The sequence below is a fragment of the Paenibacillus nicotianae genome, from assembly GCF_042681745.1.
Classification (GTDB): domain Bacteria; phylum Bacillota; class Bacilli; order Paenibacillales; family Paenibacillaceae; genus Saccharibacillus; species Saccharibacillus nicotianae.
Genome location: NZ_JBHUGF010000010.1, coordinates 2,496,481 through 2,518,722, shown reverse-complemented (window position 1 = coordinate 2,518,722; position 22,242 = coordinate 2,496,481). Strand labels below are relative to the sequence as shown.

The window sequence follows — 22,242 nt, the reverse complement described above, 5'->3', positions numbered from 1 at the left end:
ATGTGGATGTAGTGAAACAGAAAGGGATTTTTTGATACTATAATGAATTCAATACATTAAGCTTCGTCTACGATTAATTTAGCAACCATTGTACTATGACCGGAACCACACATGATTGAGCACGCAATATCAAATTGACCTGCTTCTTGTGGAGTGACTGTCGCTGTTGTATTTTGTGAATCCAGATCGACATTAAGTGCTGGAATCATTACACCATGATTACCTTGTACACTTTCAAATACGATCTGTACAGGTTGTCCTTTTTTAACATGGTATTCTTTTTGGTCAAATGCATAATTAGTTGCTTTGATCATCAATTGTTGTGTACCATCAGCAGGTGCAACACCTGTCTCGGTCACACCACTTTGTGGTTGATTAGTAGCAGACTCGTTTTTTTGACCACAAGCAGATAAAAGAACCATTACTGCGATCATTATACTAACGATAATCAGTGTTCTTTTGTACGTGTTTACTTTGTGATTCGGTTGAGATGGGGTATACATGCATTAATTCCTCCTATAGCGGTATATAATAATGATCATTGCCAATATTCATAAATAGTATAACGCTGTTCTACATAAAGAGTAACTGATATCATCAAATTTAAAATAAAATATGGCGAAAAAAAGAAATACAATCGCTAAAGTCATGATTTAGCAATACATCTAAATCAGATATTTTTGGAGCTTATTATAAGTATTGATTATTTATCGTGGAAGTATTTTGTGAATATTTAGTCTAGATGTATAATAAGAAGTAGTGCATTATATTATAAAGGAATTTGTTAGTTAGAGGAGTGTCATTACGTTGAACGAAAAAATATTCCATACCATGCAGTATGGTCAAATTTTGAATACATTATCTTCACATGCAGCCACTTCAATCGGGAAACGCGCAGCGCTTGCTTTGCAACCGGATACGGATTTGGAGCATGTCAAAAAATTACTTCAAACAACAGACGAAGCGACATTAGTAGATCGTCTGAAAGGAACCCCTCCTTTTGGTGGGATTGTTGATATCAGTGCAGCAGTTAGTCGTGCACGTATTGGTGGCACATTGAATCCAAGTGAATTATTAGGAGTTGCAAATACGATTATGGGCGGTAGACGTGCACGTCGTCATGTCGAGATGGTACATGAAGAAAACCCTGTCCCTATGCTAGCTGATCTGGTAGAACTGATCTCTGATCAACGTCCACTGGAAAAAGCCATTCGTGCTTGTATTGATGATTCTGCTCATGTGATGGATTCGGCAAGCCCGGAACTTGCCGCAGTACGTCGTGAACTACGTTCAGGTGAAGTGCGTATCCGTGAGAAGCTGGATAGTATGATCCGTTCTCAAAGTGTAGCCAAAATGTTGCAAGATCAATTAGTCACGATTCGTGGTGATCGCTTTGTTATTCCGGTAAAAGCAGAATATCGTGCTCACTTCGGTGGTATTGTTCATGATCAATCCGGTTCAGGTGCGACCCTGTTTATTGAGCCAGAAGCAATTGTAGCGATGAACAATAAACTACGTGAAGCCAAGTTACGTGAAGAACGCGAGATTGAAGTAATTTTGCAGAAGCTGACCGCTCAAGTATCGGATCAAGTAGAACTGCTCAATTATGATATTGATATTCTGGCAGACCTTGATTTTATTTTTGCCAAAGCCAAATTAGCTCGCTCGATGGACGCTACTATGCCGAAGATGAATGATCGTGGATTTTTGAAATTAAAAAAAGCACGTCATCCACTGATTCCACTTGCTCATGTAGTACCAACTGATCTTGAACTTGGCAATGAGCATACTAGCATTATTGTGACTGGCCCGAATACCGGTGGTAAAACCGTTACACTCAAAACAGTAGGGTTACTTAGTCTGATGGCGATGTCAGGTCTATTTATTCCAGCCGATGAAGGCAGTCAATTATGTGTATTTGATGCAATCTATGCAGATATCGGTGATGAGCAAAGTATCGAACAGAATCTAAGTACATTTTCTAGTCATATGACTAATATTATATCGATTCTGGAGCAAATGACGCCTAAAAGTCTGGTGTTATTTGATGAATTAGGAGCAGGAACCGATCCGGCAGAAGGCTCGGCGTTAGCGATTGCGATTCTGGAGTATATTCATTCACAAGGTTGTCGAATGATTGCAACAACTCACTTTAGCGAACTGAAAGCTTATGCTTATGATCGTAAAGGCGTGATCAATGCAAGTATGGAATTTGATGTGAATACATTGAGCCCTACGTATCGCTTATTGATAGGCGTACCAGGACGCAGTAATGCATTTGCTATTGCTTCACGCTTAGGATTATCTGAAAAGATTCTTGATGTAGCTCGTGGCGAAGTAGGGGAAGAAGATCAACGTGTCGAAAATATGATCGCTTCACTAGAAAGTAATCGTCTAAGTGCAGAAGAAGATCGTAATACAGCAGCTACATTGCGTTCGGATATGGAGAAATTACGTGGTCGTTATGAACGTGATCTGGCTAGATTAGAAGAGCAACGGGATAAACGTCTGGAAAAAGCAGACGAAGAAGCACGTGAGATTATCGAAAAAGCGCGTAAAGAAGCCGATGAAGTAATTCGTTCGTTACGTCAACTTGCTCAAGAAGAAGGCGCTGCTGTTAAAGATCATAAGCTGACTGCAGCTCGTAAACAATTAGATGATGCGACTCCAGGGCAACGCACGAAGAAGAAATCTACTTCTTCTACCGAGTCCAAAAAAGTCAAACCACTTGGGCCTGGTGATGATGTTATGGTGTATAGCCTGAATCAACGTGGACATATCGTAGAATTATCTGGAACCAAAGAAGCGGTAGTACAGATGGGTATTTTGAAAATGAAAGTTGCTCTTAGTGATCTTGAATTGGTTCAATCTGCTGCTACAATCAATGCACAGCCACAGAAAAAAGCAACAACGATCAAACGTTCACGCGAAGACAATATGCGCTCTGAACTTGATCTACGCGGTGCAAATGTAGAAGAAGGATTGATGGAAGTCGATCGTTTTCTCGATGAAGCTTTTTTAGCGAACCTCGGACAGATTTATATTATTCATGGTAAAGGTACAGGTGTACTGAGAACAGGGATTCAAGATTTCTTGCGTCGTCATAAGCATGTCAAAAGTTTCCGTACTGGTGAATACAACGAAGGTGGCAATGGCGTTACTGTAGCTGTACTGAAATAATCCGGCTTGAAACCATTACAGTGTTCATGCGTAATGAATAGAAATGTCTGTAGATGATTTCAGTACCGGAAGGAGCTATGAAGTGGCGTGAAAGATTATATTGATCCGATGCTTGCACATCCGGTCGGGATGATGATCGGTTTTTTCTCGGTAGCTGTACTACAGCTTATCGTATTTTTATGGTGTTTCGAAATGGTAGCCAAATATAAATGCTGGGATGAAATAAGACGCGGTAACGTAGCAGTAGCGATGGCAACAGGCGGTAAGATTTTTGGGATTTGTAATATTATGCGATTTTCGATCGAAGCGCATAGTACCGTATATGAAAGTCTCGGTTGGTCTGTGATCGGTTTTGTTTTACTTCTGGCTGCTTATTTTATATTTGAATTTTTGACACCTGTATTCAAAATTGACGAAGAAATTGCAGCAGATAATAAGGCTGTAGGTTTGATCTCGATGATTATATCGATCTCTTTATCGTACGTGATAGGGGCGACTATTTTATAATCGAGATTGAACTGAAATATGAGGGATGAGAGGAATTACAACATGGATACAACAATATGTCCTTGGTGTGATAGTGAGATTGTATGGGACCCCGAATTTGGACCGGAAGAATTGTGCCCGCACTGTCATAATGAATTAAATGGTTATCGTACACTTAATATTGCCTTAGATGAAGACGAAGATGAGGAATATGTGGAAGGCGGACAGAAGCCACCTGCTGAAGTTCGTAGAGCACCTGTAGCGCCTGCTGCTCAACCTGAAGAAGAGCAACAATCTTTTGCTTCCCGAGCAACCAGTCTGTTGAACGATGCAGAGCTATTTACTCAACCAAGTCTTTCTTCACTCAAAACGATTGAGCAGTATGGTGATGAGAATTTCAATATGGTGCAGTATGAAGAAAATGTAGAGCAATTGCTGGATCAGCAAGAAGAGATTCCGCAATGTCCACATTGTCAGGAGTACATGTTGCTTGCAGGAACGCAAGAGATGGGTGGAACTGGATTTACTCCTTTGCCTGCAACAGCGAATAATATAGCGATTTTACCGTCTACGTTTAAAGTGAATGTATATGTATGTCCAAGTTGCTTCCATGTTCATCAAAGTCTGTGTGAAGATGAACGTGTAGCTATTATTGATAAGATTACGAATTTAAATGAACAATAAGCATATCGAATTATAGATAAAAAGCTCTTATTCTCTACCTGATAATAGGTGAGGATAAGAGCTTTTTGCTGTGTTAACTATAGAATTGCATGATTATCAAATAGATTCACTACTGGAGATTATACGACAATATCGTCTACCGTTGCAGGTGAAGGCTTGGTTGTACGAGTCAATCCAAACAGTTGCAATTCAGGACGCTCGATTCCTGTAATCGTATCTGCTAGCAATTGAGCAGCAATAGCGCTGTAGACTGTTCCGTTACCACCATAACCTTCAACAAAATAACTGTGAGGGTAATCTGGATGTCCACCGATATAAGGTAATCCATCACGACTAGAGCCGAAGACGGCTGCCCATGCATAATCGATCGACAATTCACCTACATTTGGAAAAAGAGTCTGAACTTCTTCTAGCAATTTCTGTGATTGCTTCACCATCCGAACATCGCGCCATTCGGGATCTGTAAACGGCTCATCCAACCCGCCTACAACAATGCGGTTATCCGCAGTGGTTCTCATATAAAGGTATGGACGTGTTGTTTCCCAGACCATACTTTGCTCATGCCAACCCTCCCAGCTTTCTACAGGGTTAGTCATGATCGCATAAGTCGTTTCCAAAAATGCGCCACGTTCTTTTTTCATTTCTTGCGTCGCATAACCTGTCGCATAGATAACCGTACGGGCACGAATTTCAATATCACCGGCATAACAGGTAACCCCTGTATCATCGGCAACATGACTTGTAATTTCGACTCCTTCGTATAACTGTGCACCATGATTCATCGAATCAGCCATCAACGCATGAATAAAGCGGTACGGATTCACTTCAGCATCGCCATGTGTATATAATCCACCTGCTTTTTGAAAAGAAAAACGCTTCGCAATTTCTTCTGCGTCCCAATATTCAGCTTCAAATCCAAATCGTTTGAGATTTTCGTATTCTTCTTTTAAAGCAGGTACGTCTTCAGGATTGCTTGCATAATATAGACTGCTGCGTGGAATCAATTGAGCATCAATCGGTAAAGTTGGAGCAATACCGATCAAATACTCCATCGCTTGCTGGCAAAGACGGTAAAACAATACTCCATTTTGCTCGCCAAATGTATTGATGCAAGAAGTCATCATTTTATCATTCGTATATTGAAGTAAACCGGTATTAGCTACAGAGCTACCTTGACCGATTTTTGATTTTTCAACAAGCACTACATTGATGCCTCGATGTGCTAGTTCACGCGCAGACAAAGCTCCGCCCATTCCGCCACCAATAATAAGTACATCACAAGCAATATTTTCTTGTAGTGATTGGTATTTCGGTGTTTCTGATTCCGATAATGTTTTGTCCCATGCGGTACGGTTTGTATGCAGATCCATAATGTTTCGCTCCTCGAGGTATAATAATAGGCTACCTGTGCTGACTGTCTAAGTAATAAGATTAAGTAACCTGATTGACATCATATTGAAGCAGTTCGTTCCGATAATCGTTTGACAGATACAGGTGTGCAGATGAGTAGCAAGTAACAATCAAATCAAAGGGTTGGCAGAAATGGGCGATTCATGTCATACTTATGATTAATCTTGCGCACTTGGAGGCTATTACATTATGAAAGAATTGAGCGACCTTAAATTACAAATATTAGATTTGTTAAAAGAAGATGCAAGACGCACACCGCAACTTCTTTCTACATTATTAGGTGTCGAGGAAGCAGAAGTAACTCAAGCGATTCGCGAATTAGAAGATGAGCATGTGATCGTGAAGTATACTTCTGTAGTGAACTGGAGTAAAGTCGATGACGAGAAAGTGACAGCATTGATCGAAGTACAGATTACACCGGAACGTGGTAGAGGATTTGAAGGTATTGCAGAACGCATTTATTTGTATCCACAAGTAAAATCTGTTTATTTGATGTCTGGTGCGTATGATCTTCTGGTAGAAGTAGAAGGCACCAATTTGAAAGAAGTAGCAAGCTTCGTCTCAGATTGCTTATCTCCTATTGAATCGGTATTATCTACCAAAACCCACTTTATACTTAAAAAATACAAGCAAGATGGCATTATTTTTGAAGAACATGAAGATGACCGCCGCTTGATTATTTCTCCATAACTTAAATATTCGTTGTGTTACACAACTCCTTTTGATAAAAGCAGAAGAAATCGCGCTGAAGAAATAAAGCGCTGAAGGAAGAGGATTGCTATGATTGTCAATAATGAACAACAGACTGGATCATCGAAATCGATGACTTCGTACCTTTCACCATTGGTTCAAGATATTAAGCCTTCAGGTATTCGTAAGTTTTTTGATCTGGTGAGTGCCAGTAAAGATATCATTACGCTAGGTGTAGGGGAACCGGATTTTATTACACCCTGGCATGTGCGTGAAGCTTGTGTCTATTCGTTAGAGCGTGGATATACACGTTATACTTCTAATGCAGGTATGCCTGAACTTCGTGAAGCGATTTCAGGTTATTTGGAAAATGAATTCAAAACAGCTTATGATCCTAAAGATGAGATTCTGGTGACGGTAGGCGGAAGTGAAGCGATTGATTTAGCTTTGCGTGCGTTGATTACACCGGGCGATGAGATTTTGATCCCTGAACCTTGTTATATCTCTTACTCACCAATTACAGCAATTGGTGGAGGAATCCCTGTTGGTATTGAGACATTTGCCAAAGATAATTTCAAATTAACAGCAGAAGCGTTAGAAGCACAGATTACGCCGCGCTCCAAAATTTTGATCCTTTGTTATCCAAGTAATCCGACAGGTGCAATTATGACCTATGAAGATTGGTTGCCGATTGCCAAAGTGGTTGAGAAGCATGATCTAATCGTGATTTCTGATGAAATTTATGCCGAATTAACCTATGGCACCAAACACGTAAGCTTCGCATCTGTGCCGGGTATGCAAGAACGGACGATTTTGGTGAGTGGATTTTCCAAAGCATTTGCGATGACAGGCTGGCGTATGGGCTATGCTTGCGGACATCGTGATCTCATTTCTGCGATGCTCAAAATTCACCAATACACAGTCATGTGTGCTCCTGTAATGGGTCAAGTAGCAGCTTTAGAAGCATTGACCAATGGATTAGGTGAAAAAGATAAAATGGTAGAGTCCTATAATCGCCGTCGCCGTCTGATTGTTGATGGATTCCGCAGTATTGGTCTGGAATGTCATGAACCTCAAGGTGCTTTTTATGCTTTTCCAAGTATTCAGAATACAGGGCTAACCTCTGAAGAATTCGCTCAACAGCTTCTTGTAGAAGGAAAAGTTGCGGCTGTTCCGGGCAGTGTATTTGGACTCGGTGGCGAAGGGTTTATCCGCTGTTCTTATGCTACATCGGTCGCACAATTAAGTGAAGCATTGGAAAGAATAGGTTCATTCGTAGCTAAAATAAAATAATTGTCACATAATCTTCTTTTTTCCTTGAATTAACAATTTTCCTGCTTTCATTTACATGATCCTGTGATATAATGGGTCTTTGGAAGCAGGAAATCATGACTCAAGGGAGGGGATTATTTGTATTGCGCTGAATATAATTTACCGGGATATCGTGGACATAACATTGCAGAGAGTAATGGAGTATGGTCTACGTCCTCAGAGAAGTCTTCACAGATACTTTCCCTAGAGGATGAAATTTATTTGCTTCGTATGCGTATGGAACAGTTATTCTTGGAAGAGCAATCTTTTACATCAGAAGTTGTTATTGAAATTAGTATGTTGCTTGACCTCAAAATTAATGAATATATGCGCTCTCATCAAAAACATTTGTAATGCTTATCTCGACAGAATGTTTAGATATAATCGATTTTGTGATCGCTAATAGGCTGTAGCATTTATAGACTGAAATCAACAGAGGGTCCTCAAAAAGGAGCTTCTTTTTTTACGTCAAATAGCTGTGGTATGATGGGATATAGTGAATTGAAGGAGGAACATTGGGTGAAATTGTGGATAAAAGGATTACTGTTAAGTATAAGTATGGTATTGATTTTAACAGCTTGTGGTGGGGATCAACCGAAAGATCCTAATCAGGTGACTGTTTTTATTATGGGTAGTGAAGGATTCTCCCAAGAATTAGCAGATCAGATCAAGCAAGATTTGCAGACTAAGCTTGGCAGTACAATGAAAATAACTGTCAATACAACACCGATTTACTCCGCTGAAAAGTTAACGCTAGAATATGTTGATCGTCAGGATGATATTATTATTTTGCCGGAAAATGATATGAAAGCTTATTCAATCAATGGTGGTCATATGGTACTGGATAAAGACTTTGATTCCAAAACGTATGCTCGTGGTGTAACGATGGGTAGTGTCTCTGCAGAAGATGTAGACAAACAAGAAAAGCATCTATTTTCTATCCCTGTCGATCAAATGAGTATGTTCAAACAAATCAAATATACGCCAGATAATCTATATGCGACGATTCCTGTATTTGCAGACTATAATAAATCGCTCAAAATCTTAAAAGCGATGACAGAATAATATCGTTCTATCATCTATGTGGAGGGAATAATGAATATTTATACACGTACAGGCGATGAAGGACAGACTTCCGTTATTGGAGGTCGAGTCAGTAAAGACGATGCTCGTGTGGAAGCCTATGGGACTATAGATGAGTTAAATAGCTTTGTCGGTCAAGCATTGGCGATAGCGAATAATGAATCTTTTGCAGATATCCAAGAGCAGTTGTTAATGATACAACATGAATTATTCGATTGCGGAGCAGATTTAGCTTTTGTAGCATTAGATGAAAGTAAGTATAAAGTTCATGCTGAATTAGCTGTTCAATTGGAACAATGGATTGACCAGTATGAAGCAGAAAATCCACCGATAGAACGGTTTATTTTGCCAGGAGGTCATCCTTTAGCGGCTTCTCTACACGTCTGTCGTACAGTATGCCGTCGTGCGGAACGAAGAGTCGTAACACTAGGTGCAATAACAACGATTAATATAAATGTGCGTAAATACTTAAATCGACTTTCAGATTATTTTTTTGTGATTGCGCGTACAGCGAATGTGCGTTCAGGCATAACAGATATTGAATATATCCGTAGTCAAAAAGTATTTCGACGTGATTGAGGGACTACTGTGATTAATGCCAAAAACGAAACTAACGATTATTACGAACCAATACTGTATAAAATACAACCGCAAGACGAAGGCATGATTCTCAAAAATATTATGCAGCGCCGGATGGGCATTTCACGCAAATTGCTTTCACGTCTTAAAATGACCGAGCAAGGTGTAATGCTAAACGGTCAACATGTCTATGTAAGCGTCAAAGTGCAAGCAGGCGATCTGTTAGAGATTCGGATGGAGCGCGAACAATCCGATGATATTTTGCCACAACCACAGCAGATTGATGTGATCTATGAAGATCAGCATTTATTGATCGTTAATAAAAAAGCAGGCATTATCGTGCATCCTACCAGTGGACATTACACCGATACATTAGCAAATGGAGTCGTTCATTACTGGCAAGAGCGCGGGGAGAAATTCCGCTTTCGTCCGGTGCATCGCTTGGATCAAGATACATCAGGTGTACTAGCGATCGCTAAAAATCCGTATGTACATCAACATATTTCAGAACAAATGATTCAGAATACGGTGCAAAAAAGATATCATGCCTATGTGCATCATGTGCCGGCGATTTTGCAAGATCGTATCGAAGGAGCAATTGATCGTGATCTGATTGAGCCTCATATGCGAGTCGTTACGCCGGATGGATATCCAGCAGCTACCCGTTATCAAGTGCTAGAATCTTTTCCAGAGCGTGATGTATCTTTAGTCGAACTGGAATTAGAGACAGGACGTACCCATCAGATTCGGGTACATATGAAGCATATAGGTTGCCCGTTAGTTGGTGATCGGTTGTACGGTTATGCGCGACCAGACCATCATATAGACTCTTCTAGCTCTATCGCTCATTGGGATCAACTTGCAGGCAGACAAGCGTTACACGCAGTTGAATTGGGTTTTGTTCATCCTGTAACAGGTGAAGAGATGCTTTTCCATGCCCCGTTACCTGAAGATTTAGCGATACTGGATGCAGCATTGCGGGGACTGGGAAATTCATTGTAAAGACTGGAAATGTTCATAAGAATAAAATCACTTTTTGAAAAAGTATTAAAGGAGAGTAAATCGGATGAGTAAATTAACGGTATATCAATATCCACAATGCAGTACATGCCGAAATGCAATTAAATGGCTACGTGCAGAAGGTCATGAATTGAACTTGATTCATATTGTAGAATCTCCACCGACAGCAGAGCAATTACGTGAATTGGTTGAACATAGTGAACTAGAATTGAAGAAATTTTTCAATACGAGCGGTGAAGTGTATAAAAGCCAGAATTTAAAAGAAAAATTGCCATCGATGGATGCTCAAGAACAACTACAATTATTATCTGAAAATGGTAAATTGATTAAACGTCCGATTGTTACAGATGGAGATAAAGTGACTGTAGGATTTAAAGAAGCAATGTACGAAGAAGCATGGAAAGCATAAAGCGTACACTTCTATGTGGTAGTTAGAACGATGATCTAGATAATAATAAGACTCACTTGTATAAAAAGTCTTTTACTGAGCAGATCGTTGCCAGCTAAAAGGCTTTTTTATTTTTACTAATTGTACATAGGATCAAAACAGCTAAAAAACCGACAATTATTTATTTACATTATCTGCAAAAGAAATCATAATATTAGAGATGTATAATTACAAAAATGGGGGAAAAAGGATATGAATAAAGTATGGTCGAAAGCATCGGCGATTCTTTTGTTAGGAAGTGCTATTTTGTTCAGTAGCAGTGCATCTACGCCTGTGTATGCTTCATCTTCTGCGTATACAGTGACTTTTCAAGAAGCAAGAATGGTTTCAAATGATCATGTAGGTAATGAGTGGGCTATCGCAGCGAAAGTAGCTGGTAAAGCAATTGATGAAGGCAAAAGTGTGAATGTAAATGTAGATTCAAAAGGTAGTATCAAATTGTATGGTTATGTTATCGAAGAGGACAAAATTCCTGATGAAGGTGAAAATACAAAAGTAGTAAATGTATCTTCGATTTCTAGTAAAGGTTCTACGTTTAAAGTACGTGTCACAGTGACTGAAAATAGAGGTCGTTATTCTGGTAATGAAGCGATATGGGAATTTACGTACAAAATCAAAAAACAATAATATATAATATATTGGAGTCGCTTTATATCTGAACACGTACATTATCTCAGGTATAAAGCGATTTTTATACCTATTTGATTAGTCAAAGGATGGAGATCATGCACCAATCACCAATTAAACTCGTTCAAGCATCATCGATACATAGAGAGCAATTAGCTGAACTACGAGCGATTGTTCTGCAAAAGGATCTTACCCGTCTGGGTCGATTTGATGAGCATAACGTTCGTCAACGTTTTCGCAATGCTTTTGATCCTAGTCATACATGGTTGATCAAAATGGAAGAAAAGATAGTAGGTTGCGTGGCTTTAAAGCCCGAACTAGATCATTATACGCTAGAGCATTTTTATATGTATCCTGATGTTCAAGGTCAAGGAATAGGCAGTCAGACACTTCATCAATTACTGACTCAGCCTTATCTTCAAGGTAAAGTAGTTCAACTCAATGTTCTACAAGGTAGCCCGGCAAAACGACTTTACGAACGTTTTGGATTTAAGCTTGATTCTGAAGATGAAGTCGATATTTTTATGAGTTGTACGATATCAATAAAATAGTATTAAAATAAAGAACCAACTATAGAATAATTAAAAAATGTAAAGTCTTGTGAATACTTGTACAGTATCGTAAAAATTCGGTATGATATACTCAGATTGGATTCATCTGTATTGAAGAGAGAAGGTAGAAGTGAAACTAATGAAAGATCAAAAAATAATGTTAGTCGATGGAATGGCACTGCTATTCCGAGCTTATTATGCTACAGCGCAATCCGGTTATATTCGTCGCACCAAGTCAGGTATTCCTACGAATGCAATTTACGGGTTTGTACGTTATCTGTGGGATGCTGTACAACTGTATAACCCTACTCATATTGCCTGTTGTTGGGATGTCAGTAGCAAAACGTTTCGCACCGAAGAATTTGCCGCTTACAAGGGGAATCGATCGGCTGCACCGGATGATTTGATTCCGCAATTTGATTTGATTCTAGAAGTGACCGAAAGTATGGGTATTCCTAATCTAAGTGCCCCCGGTTATGAAGCGGATGATTGTATAGGTACGATTTCGCGTGAGCTTGAAGCGGATATGGAAGTTCTGATTTTGACAGGAGATCATGATATGTTACAGCTCGTAGATGAACGAACCAGTGTAATTATTATGAAAAAAGGCTATGGCAATTACAAAGTCTATACTCCTGAATCATTAATGGAAGAAAAGGAATTAACACCTGCTCAGATTATTGATATGAAAGCTTTGATGGGCGATGCTAGCGACAACTATCCAGGAGTCAAAGGAATCGGTGAAAAAACAGCCATTAAGCTGGTCAAAGAATATGGAACGATCGCAGGTATTTTGGAAAATTTAGATCAATTAACACCTTCGATTCGTACAAAAATTGAAAAGGATCTCGATATGCTTCATATGTCTCATCGCTTAGCGGCGATTCATCGTGAAGTACCTGTCGTCTGTTCGTTGGATGCTAGTCTTTTGCTTTTAGAAGATGATATTGTTCTGACGAAATTTGAAGAATTAGAGATCAAAAGTCTTTGTTCGATGTTAGGCGTAGGTGTATTTTAAATGAAAACATCATCGCGCTTCCTCATTGGCATGTTGTCTATCGTGATGATTCTGTGCTTGCTACCTACTGCTGGTTCTCCAGCAGTAGCAGCAGGATCAGGATCGGGAATCCGAGCTTCGACGCAGAAAGTGTCTGCTGCTGGACGAACATTTACAGTACAGACGGTTCATATTCCGAAAGGAACCAAAACAGGCATAGGACTGGCTAATCAACATGTTGGTCAGACGGCTTCCTTATCGTCTATCGTCAAAAATGTTGGTGCTCAAGCAGCAATTAACGGTGCTTTTTTTGAAGCTTATGGTGGTGCGCCTGACCCTTATGGTACGTTAATTAAAAATGGTCGTATTGCGCATTTGGGCAGATATGGAACTACAATAGGATTTTTGGCAAATGGTACAGCTTTGATGGATTCGTTGCGATTGTCTATTACAGGAACAGTGCAATCGACAACAGGTAAATCATCTAGCTGGTATGCTATTTGGGTGAATCGCCTTCCAGGTACGTCTAGCACATCTGTTATTTACACTTCTGATCGGGGTACAAATACAGGCTTTACAGGTGGAATAGCAGTAACCGTAGTGAATGGTAAAGTCACTCATAAAGGAAATAATAACAAAACAACAATTCCTACTAATGGATATGTGCTTGTGTATACAGGAGATCAGAAATATGCGGCTGATCGCTTTACGATAGGTGCAACTGTTAAGATGAATATTGCTTATCAAGATATCAAAGGCAAAGATATTCCATGGCAACAAGTTGTGACTGCGGTAGGTGCAGGGCCAAGACTGGTGAAAGACAGCAATATCGCTTTGAATGCAGTGGAAGAAGGATTTCAAGATCCTAAAATTTTGACCGATGCCGGTGCGCGTAGTGGTATTGCGATTATGGCAGATGGTTCAGTTATGATTGCAACTGTTCCTGGAGCAACAATGAAGCAATGGGCAGCTATTATGCAGAGGCTGGGCGCGAAGCAAGCGATGAACTTAGATGGAGGCGCTTCATCGGGGATGTATGCTAATGGACGCATGATTACACCACCCGGACGATTACTAAGCAATACGTTGATTTTTGGTGCAAGCGGTTCATAAGTGCTCGTGTCGACATCATTTCGACTTCAATATCATATATGATCAATATGGAGCATCTCTGCAATAATTTAGGGGAATACTAATCTATCCATACAGGATAACTCAAAGGAGATATATCATTTATGAAAAAATTAGGGGCTATTGAAGCAGGCGGTACTAAATTTGTATGCGGGATTGGTACAGAGGATGGAGAGATTTTAGAAAGAGTAAGTTTCCCTACCGAAACGCCTGAGATTACGATGAAAAATGTAATTTCTTTTTTTGAAGGTAAAGAAGTAGAAGCGATCGGTATCGGTTCTTTTGGACCGATTGATCCGATTAAAGGCAGCCCAACGTATGGATACATAACGACTACACCGAAGCCACATTGGGGACAATACAATATTGTAGGACATATGAAAGAGCATTTTGATGTACCGATTGGTTTTGATACCGATGTGAATGGAGCGGCGTTGGGGGAACATAAATGGGGAGCGGCGCAAGGATTAGATAGCTGTATTTATATTACGGTAGGTACAGGTATTGGTGCTGGCGCTGTAGTAGCTGGCAAAATGCTACATGGATTATCTCATCCAGAAATGGGACATATTTTGGTTCGTCGTCATCCTGATGATCATTTTGAAGGATTCTGTCCTTATCATGGCGATTGTCTGGAAGGCGTAGCAGCCGGCCCTGCGATAGAAAAACGCTGGCAAGTCAAAGGTTCTGAGCTGACTCCAGAACATCCTGCATGGGAAATGGAAGCTTACTATCTGGCACAAGCGTTAATGAACTATGTACTGATTTTATCCCCACAAAAAATAGTCATGGGTGGCGGTGTAATGAAGCAAGAGCAATTATTCCCGCTGATTCGTGAAAAATTACAAAAGCTGTTGGCTGGTTATGTACAGCATCCTAGCTTAAATGAACAGATTGACCAATTTATCGTTCCTCCACAATTGGGCGATAATGCTGGATTATGTGGAGCGCTTGCGTTAGCAGATCTAGCATGGTCTGGAGAAAAAGGTGCAACCAATGGCGAATAAGAAAAAAGTAAATCCCGCAATTAAAAGACAGCAACAGCAAGAGTACAAACAAAAAGAAGCATTACGTCAAAAGAAGTTAATGCGTAATCTAATTATTGGAACAGTAGCTGTGATTGCAGTTATCGTATTACTTATTATTTTTGTACCGAATAACAAAACAGCCGAAGCGACTACGTTTGATTACAGTCAGCTTCCAGTTAAAGGTGAAACAACAGCTCCTGTCAAAATTGTAGAATTTGGCGATTTCAAATGCCCGATTTGTAAGCAGTTCAATGAAATCATTGTGCCCCAAATTCAAAAAGATTATATTTCCAATGGTACAGCAGCCATGTACTTTATGAACTTCCCATTTTTGGGCCCTGATTCTACGACAGCAGCTTTGGCAGTAGAGTCGGTGTATCACCAAAATAATGAAGCGTTCTGGAAATATTTTGACACTATTTATACTAATCAAGGCGATGAAAATACAGAATGGGCAACTACCGATTTTCTGGTTGATTTGGCTAAAAAAGCAGATGCGTCGATCGATACGACCAAGCTTCGTCAAGATATAGAAAATAAAACGTATGCCAAACAAGTACAAGCTCAATATGATAAAGGAAAAGAATTAAATCTTCCAGGTACGCCGTCGATCTATATTAATGGAGTCGAATATACAGGAGATCTTGGAGATTATACCGCACTCAAAGCAGCGATCGAGAAAGCCAAAACAGAAGCTGGATCGGAGGGCTAATACGATGAATACAGAATCGTCTCCATCTTTTTTAGCGCGATACTATTTATTTCTAGCATGGATAGTAGCTATTGTAGCTACTGGTGGAAGTCTGTATTTGAGTGATGTAATGCTACTGGAACCTTGTAAATTATGCTGGTATCAGCGTATTTTTATGTATCCGCAGGTGATTTTGCTTGGGATTGCTGCTTATCATAATGATCGTCGTATTGTTAGATATTCGATGCCGCTCGTGATTCTTGGTGCATGTGTAGCCATTTACCATTATGCAGAGCAACATATTCCAGCTTTGAGCAGAATTTTACCATGTACAACAGGGGTTCCTTGTAATAAGCCTTATTTTGAATGGTTTGGTTTTATTACGATTCCTTTTATGGCGTTAATCGCTTTTATCTTGATTGCTTTGTTGTTATGGAGAGGTAGTCGTGCAGCAGATGCAATTGCTTATGAAGATGAAGAAACAGAATAAATAGCCATACCGTTGATTGATATCAGTACCTTGTCTTCTTTTTAGCATCTATTGTTGAAAAGAAGACTTTTTTTATAAGTCTGCTCTGAAAAATATAAACGGGATGTGGGTACAATATGGCTTGAAAGAAATAGCTATTTTGAATCAATTTTGATCTATTTGATGTAATGAGCAGGTTTAACGGTTAACTATAGTAAGAGAATACTGTTCAATAACTAGATAAAAATGGAGGAATATCGAATGAGAGAAGGCAATTCAATATATGAAGTAGAGCCGTGGTCGATTCGAGAATCTTCGTTTGACCCTATCCATAATCGTAGAGGAGAAACTATTTTTACAGTTGCTAATGGATATTTGGGAATGCGTGGACATTTTGAAGAAGGATTAGAAGGTGCAGGTATTAATGCACTGAACGGTACGTATTTAAATGGATTTTACGATTCAGCAGATATTACGTATGGAGAAGAAGCTTTTGGTTATGCACGTAAACGTCAGACGATGCTCAATGTCACCGACAGCAAAATTATCGAGTTATTTATCGATGGCGAACAATTTAATTTATTGAGCGGGCGTGTGATCGAATACGAACGCATTTTGGATATGCAACATGGGGTTCTGTCTCGTCATGTAGTATGGGAAAGTGGAACAGGTAAACAAGTACAAGTAGATACACAGCGCTTGATTTCATTTGATAATAAGCATGTAGCGATGGTTCGTTATACTGTTAAACCTGTTAATTTCACAGGTGAAATTAAACTGGTCTCTGCATTAAATGGTAAAGTGACCAATGAAATATCAGCAGATGATCCACGAGCAGGATCGGCTTTTGGAGGGCAAGTATTACATACGGTTCAGTCGTATGAAGAAAATACGTTTATGGCTCTAGAGCAACGTACGACAGAAACAGAATTTCATTTACTATGTGGAGCAGATCATGTATTAGATTACAAGCATACGTTAGACACAGCAATAGAAGATGAGCGAATCGCCAAGCATTTCACAATGCATGTAAAAGAAGGACAATCGATCACACTGGATAAATCAATTGTGTATTATTCTTCGAAAGATTATGAAGTAGAAGACTTGCTGATTTTGGCACAATCTACATTAAAAGATGTGAAAGCGAATGGCTGGGATACTTTAACAGCGAAGCAAAAGGAATATTTAGATGAGTTCTGGGAAATTGCCGATGTAAATGTGGAAGGCGATGAACTGTTACAGCAAGGATTACGATACAATGCGTATCAATTATTCCAATCGGTCGGTCGCGATGGCAAAACGAATATTAGTGCTAAAGGAATTACAGGAGAAGGGTATGAAGGACATTATTTCTGGGATACAGAAACTTATATGTTACCATTCTTTTTGTATACTAAGCCCGAGTTAGCGTTACGTCTGTTGGAATACCGTTATTATACATTGCCAAAAGCAAGAGAACGCGCAGTAGAAATGGCAGCCGAAGGCGCTCTATTCCCGTGGCGGACAATCAACGGAGAAGAAGCTTCTGCTTATTATCCAGGGGGAACCGCTCAGTTTCATATTAATGCCGATGTAGCTCATGCTATTATTCAATACGTAGAAGCAACAGGCGATCAAGACTTTTTGCAAACCAAAGGTCTAGAGATGTTGATCGAGATTTCAAGATTCTTCTTATCAGTAGGAAATTGGATTACAGGCAAAGGATTCTGTATTAATGGAGTTACCGGCCCTGATGAGTATACCGCGATTGTGAACAACAATACGTATACGAATATTATGGTCAAAGATGCATTAGAATTTACTGTTCATGAATTAACACAGTGGGAAGAATTGACTCCAGATTCTTATCTTGCTATGCACAGTGTAATGGGACTAACCGAGGAAGAAATTGCAGATTGGGCACGTGCTGCGGATGAAATCTATATCCATCGTCAGAATGGACTGATCGGTCAAGATGATTCGTTTCTGGATAAAGGCGTATGGGATTTTGACAGTACACCGGCTGAAAATTATCCATTGCTTTTGCATTATCATCCATTAGTCATTTATCGTCAGCAAGTAATTAAGCAAGCCGATCTGATTCTAGCATTTTATTTGCTAGGGGAGAAATTCACCAAGCTAGAAAAAGTAAAAAACTATGCGTACTATGAGCCATTGACGACACATGATTCTTCATTATCAGCAGCGATTCATGCGATTATTGCAGCAGAACTTGGCAATATGGATCATGCTTATAATTTCTTTATCGAATCAGCACGTATGGATCTGGATGATATTCATGGCAACGTCAAAGACGGTATCCATGCGGCTTCGATGGCAGGTAGCTGGCTAACGATTATTGGTGGATTTGCAGGAATGCGTCAATATGATGGTCGCCTGCATTTTGAACCGAAGTTACCACCAAGCTGGACAGAGTACTCCTTCCGGGTACAATTCCAAGATCGTCTTGTAAATGTGAATGTAGAAGGCAACAAAACAACGTATAGTCTTGTTCGCGGGGAACCGTTGACGATAGAGCATTATGGACAAGAATATGTAGTAGCAATGACACAACCGCTTGAAGCAAATAATCGTGATCTTTGTGCGATTGTGTTCGGCTTGGAAGGTGTCGTAATTCCGGTGATTGATGAAGAATCGGAAACGATTGAATCCGCAGAATTGTTGCCAGGCGTAAATGATTTACTTCAACATTTTGCTGATCATAACATTGCTGTAGTATTGGCATCTCACCGTACCGATGCAGAAGAAGTTGTAGAGAAATTAGGAGTACGACAGTACTTCAACCGAATCATTACATCGGATGATGTAGAGTTCAGCAAGCCTGATCCTGAAATATTTATCAAAGCAGCGAATTCCGTAAATATTCATCCTTATCATACAATGGTTATCGAAGATTCTACCGAGTCGATTCAATCGGCTCGTCAAATCGGGATGAAAACAATCGCTGTAAGTTCTCTATCCCGAATCGATAGCGCTCACTTTACAGTGCCCGGCTTAGATGGACTAAACCTAGAAACCATGATCCGCTGGATGCAACTTCCTTAAGCGCTTGGCATCATAAGCGCGACCAAGTCAAATGGAAAATGATTTTCGTGCAGCAAAATATCTTACAACTAGCGCTTGGTATCATAAGCGCGACCAACTCGCTAAGTCACCAATCAAAAAAAGCTGTCCTTGTTCATCTAATGACGATGAATAAGGGCAGCTTTAATCGTTTCAGATCCAATCTTTTTTGCGGAAAGTGAAAAACATAGTTAGACCTAACGTGATCATAATTCCGATGACCAACGGGTAACCGAAGCGCCAATGCAATTCGGGCATATCTTCAAAGTTCATTCCATAAATACCTGTAATCACAGTCAACGGCATAAATATCGTTGTGATTGCTGTAAAAACACGCATAATTTCATTCGCACGATTAGAGATACTGGACTGGTAAGCTTCTCGTAAGTTACCCATCAGATCGCGGAACGTATCAAACATCTCGGATACTTTTACCGCATTCTCATAAACGTCACTGAAATATTTTTGCAATTGATCATCGATCAGACGAAGATCTTTTTTATTCAATGTATTGATCACTTCACGCTGAGGGCCAAGTACACGTTTGAGCCATAAAATCTCGCCACGCAAACCAATAATTTCATTCAAATGTGATTTTTTAGTATGCATCAATATATTTTCTTCCAGTAGTTCGATTTGATCTTCGATCCGGTCACCTACAGCGAAGTAATTATCAACAACAAGGTCAATTAACAGATACATAAATTTATCAGCGCGGCTAACTTCCTCTTCCCATAGAATCGGTTTGAGTACACGCAATTCATTAATTTTCTGCTTGGTGACAGTAATAATATAATGCCGTCCTAGAAAAATATTCAGGGCACGCAAAAAAATCTCTTCGTTATCAAAACGAATACTGTTCACTACAATAAAATAATGACTTTCATAAATTTCGATCTTAGGACGTTGTTCTTCTTCACTCAAGCAATCTTCTACAGCTAGATCATGAAGCATAAATAATGGTTGTAGTTCTATCAAATCTTCCAAATCTGCATCGATCCAGTAAAATCCTTCTTCAGGTGCTACCAGTGTGTCGGTAATATTTTCTACTGGAGTGAATGCTCCAGCATTAACGTGCCGAACTTTCATTGTGTTCTACCCCTTTATTATGAAATGAGCAGGGAAAGAAGCGGCAACCGCACACCTGTTTACAAAGCTTCGCTATAATTTATGAAAAAACGGAGAAGATTTTTCAATAATGGCGCGTTACTCCAGTGCCCTATGGTTGTCGTTTGTTTCCTGCAATTTGTCCATCCGTCCTGCTGCCAACTGGGCCTCGGGTCGCCTTCCATTTTGAAATTCACCTCTTTGTGATTTAGATATTTATGAAAACCATGAAAAAACGTCAAATACTTGTTAAGTATAACGTGGTCTTGAGAGCCTTTCAAGCTTAAATAAGAAACCTCTTTTTTTAATCAACCAATACAGTTACCAACAACTTATTTATCGGTTTGATCCCACTCATTTTTCACAGCACTTGACGGCAGACAGTAGAATAGTATAAATTATGGTATAAGAAAAGTATCAAATCATGTTATTTTAAATTGAATAAGCAAATCTTATCAAGAGCAGGTGGAGGGACTAGCCCGATGAAACCCGGCAACCGGCGGTATAACCGCACGGTGCTAATTCTTGCAGAGATATAAGTTGATGGATCATCCTAGACTTAATATCTGCTGACAGATGAGAGAGGCGTCTATTATATACGCGAACATATCGCAAATGACCTTTCTCAAGTATCAGGAGAAAGGTCATTTTTGTATATGCTCTTAATGAATCTTTCTCCTGAAATGATAAAAAAATATACACATTCAAGGAGTGAACAAACATGCCAATCAAGATTCCAGATAGTTTACCTGCCAAAGAAGTATTAACTGGGGAAAATATTTTCGTAATGGATGACAGTCAAGCATTTCAACAGGATATTCGTCCATTGCGGATTGCTATATTAAATTTAATGCCTACAAAAGAAACAACAGAAACGCAGTTGCTACGTCTGCTGGGAAATAGCCCGCTTCAAATTGATATTTATTTGTTACATGCACAATCCCATACATCTAAAAACACATCAACAGAATATTTGAACTTATTTTATAAAACATTTGAAGAAGTCAAACATCTACGATTCGATGGTCTGGTCGTCACAGGCGCTCCTGTAGAAACGATGGACTTTGAAGATGTGAACTACTGGGAAGAGATTCAAGGGATTTTTGATTGGAGTAAAAAAAATGTTACTTCAACAATGCATATCTGTTGGGCTTCACAAGCAGGACTGTACCATCATTTCGGTGTTCCCAAAGTTGATTTACCTGAAAAATGTTTTGGTGTATTTCCACATACATTAAATAAAGAAAACGTAAAATTGCTACGAGGATTTGATGAGTTATACTTTGCTCCTCATTCCCGTCATACCGAAGTACGTCATGAAGATATTGCGAAAATTCCTGAATTGGAGATTTTATCAGAATCAGAAGAAGCAGGAGTATATCTAGCTGCAACCAAAGATGGCAGTCAGATTTTTGTAACAGGGCATTCTGAATACGATCCCTTGTCACTGAAATGGGAATATGAACGTGATATTGCGAAAGGAATGGATGTTGCACCGCCGAAAAATTATTTTCCAAATAATGATCCTACTCGCACACCACCTTCTACCTGGCGTGCTCATGCGAATTTATTATTTTCCAACTGGCTCAACTATTATGTATACCAAGAAACACCATATGATTTGGAAAGTGCCAAAGCTGAAGTAGGTAATTATAGTATCTAATTTGAGATCAACCCAATTGATTGT

The 22,242-nt window shown here is 39.5% G+C and carries 22 protein-coding genes and 1 riboswitch; of the genes, 19 read left to right on the top strand and 3 right to left on the bottom strand.

Annotated elements, in window-relative coordinates; all coding sequences use genetic code 11:
- Positions 1-56 precede the first annotated feature (56 nt).
- Positions 57-503, bottom strand: a complete 447-nt coding sequence (locus tag ACFSGI_RS15240) for a cupredoxin domain-containing protein (protein ID WP_204825082.1) — start codon at positions 501-503, stop codon at positions 57-59.
- Positions 504-807: 304 nt separating this feature from the next.
- On the opposite strand from ACFSGI_RS15240, the gene ACFSGI_RS15235 reads away from it, so the two are divergent.
- The 3 genes from ACFSGI_RS15235 to ACFSGI_RS15225 all read left to right on the top strand — a co-directional run bounded on the left by ACFSGI_RS15235 (position 808) and on the right by ACFSGI_RS15225 (position 4,350).
- The gene (locus ACFSGI_RS15235) at positions 808-3,180 is read left to right on the top strand and encodes an endonuclease MutS2 (RefSeq protein WP_204825081.1); all 2,373 of its coding nucleotides are present in this window, start codon (positions 808-810) and stop codon (positions 3,178-3,180) included.
- A 108-nt stretch (positions 3,181-3,288) separates the two neighbouring features.
- On the top strand, positions 3,289-3,687 hold the full coding sequence (locus ACFSGI_RS15230) for a DUF350 domain-containing protein (RefSeq protein ID WP_204825671.1): 399 nt from the start codon (positions 3,289-3,291) through the stop codon (positions 3,685-3,687).
- Between the two features lie 42 nt (positions 3,688-3,729).
- On the top strand, positions 3,730-4,350 hold the full coding sequence (locus tag ACFSGI_RS15225; protein WP_204825080.1) for a hypothetical protein: 621 nt from the start codon (positions 3,730-3,732) through the stop codon (positions 4,348-4,350).
- 119 nt (positions 4,351-4,469) lie between these two features.
- Here ACFSGI_RS15225 and ACFSGI_RS15220 read toward each other — a convergent pair whose 3' ends face one another.
- Positions 4,470-5,720: an NAD(P)/FAD-dependent oxidoreductase gene (locus ACFSGI_RS15220; protein ID WP_204825079.1), complete on the bottom strand. Its 1,251-nt coding sequence runs from the start codon at positions 5,718-5,720 to the stop codon at positions 4,470-4,472.
- A 229-nt stretch (positions 5,721-5,949) separates the two neighbouring features.
- Between ACFSGI_RS15220 and ACFSGI_RS15215 the strand changes: the two genes are divergently transcribed.
- From ACFSGI_RS15215 to ACFSGI_RS15145, 15 genes are all read left to right on the top strand, one after another.
- Positions 5,950-6,450, top strand: a complete 501-nt coding sequence (locus tag ACFSGI_RS15215) for an Lrp/AsnC family transcriptional regulator (protein WP_204825078.1) — start codon at positions 5,950-5,952, stop codon at positions 6,448-6,450.
- A 90-nt stretch (positions 6,451-6,540) separates the two neighbouring features.
- Positions 6,541-7,743 (top strand): aminotransferase class I/II-fold pyridoxal phosphate-dependent enzyme, encoded by a 1,203-nt coding sequence (locus ACFSGI_RS15210; RefSeq protein ID WP_204825077.1) that lies wholly within the window; start codon positions 6,541-6,543, stop codon positions 7,741-7,743.
- Positions 7,744-7,905: 162 nt separating this feature from the next.
- Positions 7,906-8,115 (top strand): aspartyl-phosphate phosphatase Spo0E family protein, encoded by a 210-nt coding sequence (locus ACFSGI_RS15205; RefSeq protein ID WP_379283983.1) that lies wholly within the window; start codon positions 7,906-7,908, stop codon positions 8,113-8,115.
- Between the two features lie 165 nt (positions 8,116-8,280).
- On the top strand, positions 8,281-8,826 hold the full coding sequence (locus tag ACFSGI_RS15200) for a hypothetical protein (RefSeq protein ID WP_204825075.1): 546 nt from the start codon (positions 8,281-8,283) through the stop codon (positions 8,824-8,826).
- A gap of 30 nt (positions 8,827-8,856) precedes the next feature.
- On the top strand, positions 8,857-9,423 hold the full coding sequence (locus tag ACFSGI_RS15195) for a cob(I)yrinic acid a,c-diamide adenosyltransferase (protein ID WP_204825074.1): 567 nt from the start codon (positions 8,857-8,859) through the stop codon (positions 9,421-9,423).
- An 84-nt stretch (positions 9,424-9,507) separates the two neighbouring features.
- Positions 9,508-10,425: an RluA family pseudouridine synthase gene (locus tag ACFSGI_RS15190; protein WP_204825670.1), complete on the top strand. Its 918-nt coding sequence runs from the start codon at positions 9,508-9,510 to the stop codon at positions 10,423-10,425.
- Positions 10,426-10,489: 64 nt separating this feature from the next.
- Complete coding sequence (locus tag ACFSGI_RS15185) at positions 10,490-10,852, top strand: arsenate reductase family protein (RefSeq protein WP_204825073.1); 363 nt, start codon at positions 10,490-10,492, stop codon at positions 10,850-10,852.
- 231 nt (positions 10,853-11,083) lie between these two features.
- Positions 11,084-11,518 (top strand): hypothetical protein, encoded by a 435-nt coding sequence (locus tag ACFSGI_RS15180; protein WP_204825072.1) that lies wholly within the window; start codon positions 11,084-11,086, stop codon positions 11,516-11,518.
- Positions 11,519-11,616: 98 nt separating this feature from the next.
- On the top strand, positions 11,617-12,069 hold the full coding sequence (locus ACFSGI_RS15175) for a GNAT family N-acetyltransferase (protein ID WP_204825071.1): 453 nt from the start codon (positions 11,617-11,619) through the stop codon (positions 12,067-12,069).
- Positions 12,070-12,208: 139 nt separating this feature from the next.
- A complete protein-coding gene (locus ACFSGI_RS15170; RefSeq protein ID WP_204825070.1) occupies positions 12,209-13,087 on the top strand; it encodes a 5'-3' exonuclease in 879 nt (292 codons plus the stop codon).
- A complete protein-coding gene (locus ACFSGI_RS15165; protein WP_204825069.1) occupies positions 13,088-14,179 on the top strand; it encodes a phosphodiester glycosidase family protein in 1,092 nt (363 codons plus the stop codon).
- Between the two features lie 122 nt (positions 14,180-14,301).
- Positions 14,302-15,204: an ROK family protein gene (locus tag ACFSGI_RS15160; protein ID WP_204825068.1), complete on the top strand. Its 903-nt coding sequence runs from the start codon at positions 14,302-14,304 to the stop codon at positions 15,202-15,204.
- A complete protein-coding gene (locus tag ACFSGI_RS15155; protein WP_379283573.1) occupies positions 15,194-15,937 on the top strand; it encodes a DsbA family protein in 744 nt (247 codons plus the stop codon). The genes ACFSGI_RS15160 and ACFSGI_RS15155 overlap by 11 nt, the downstream gene beginning before the upstream one ends.
- A 4-nt stretch (positions 15,938-15,941) precedes the next feature.
- Positions 15,942-16,406, top strand: coding sequence for a disulfide oxidoreductase (locus ACFSGI_RS15150; RefSeq protein WP_204825066.1), 465 nt, complete (start codon positions 15,942-15,944; stop codon positions 16,404-16,406).
- Positions 16,407-16,646: 240 nt separating this feature from the next.
- Positions 16,647-19,430, top strand: a complete 2,784-nt coding sequence (locus ACFSGI_RS15145; protein WP_204825065.1) for an HAD-IA family hydrolase — start codon at positions 16,647-16,649, stop codon at positions 19,428-19,430.
- A gap of 171 nt (positions 19,431-19,601) precedes the next feature.
- Here the strand turns inward: ACFSGI_RS15145 and corA are convergent, their stop codons facing one another.
- Positions 19,602-20,537 (bottom strand): magnesium/cobalt transporter CorA, encoded by a 936-nt coding sequence (corA, locus tag ACFSGI_RS15140; RefSeq protein ID WP_204825064.1) that lies wholly within the window; start codon positions 20,535-20,537, stop codon positions 19,602-19,604.
- A gap of 467 nt (positions 20,538-21,004) precedes the next feature.
- Positions 21,005-21,138: riboswitch (SAM riboswitch) on the top strand.
- A gap of 138 nt (positions 21,139-21,276) precedes the next feature.
- Here corA and metA point away from each other — a divergent pair.
- Complete coding sequence (gene metA / locus ACFSGI_RS15135) at positions 21,277-22,218, top strand: homoserine O-acetyltransferase MetA (RefSeq protein ID WP_204825063.1); 942 nt, start codon at positions 21,277-21,279, stop codon at positions 22,216-22,218.
- The last annotated feature ends 24 nt before the right edge of the window (positions 22,219-22,242 follow it).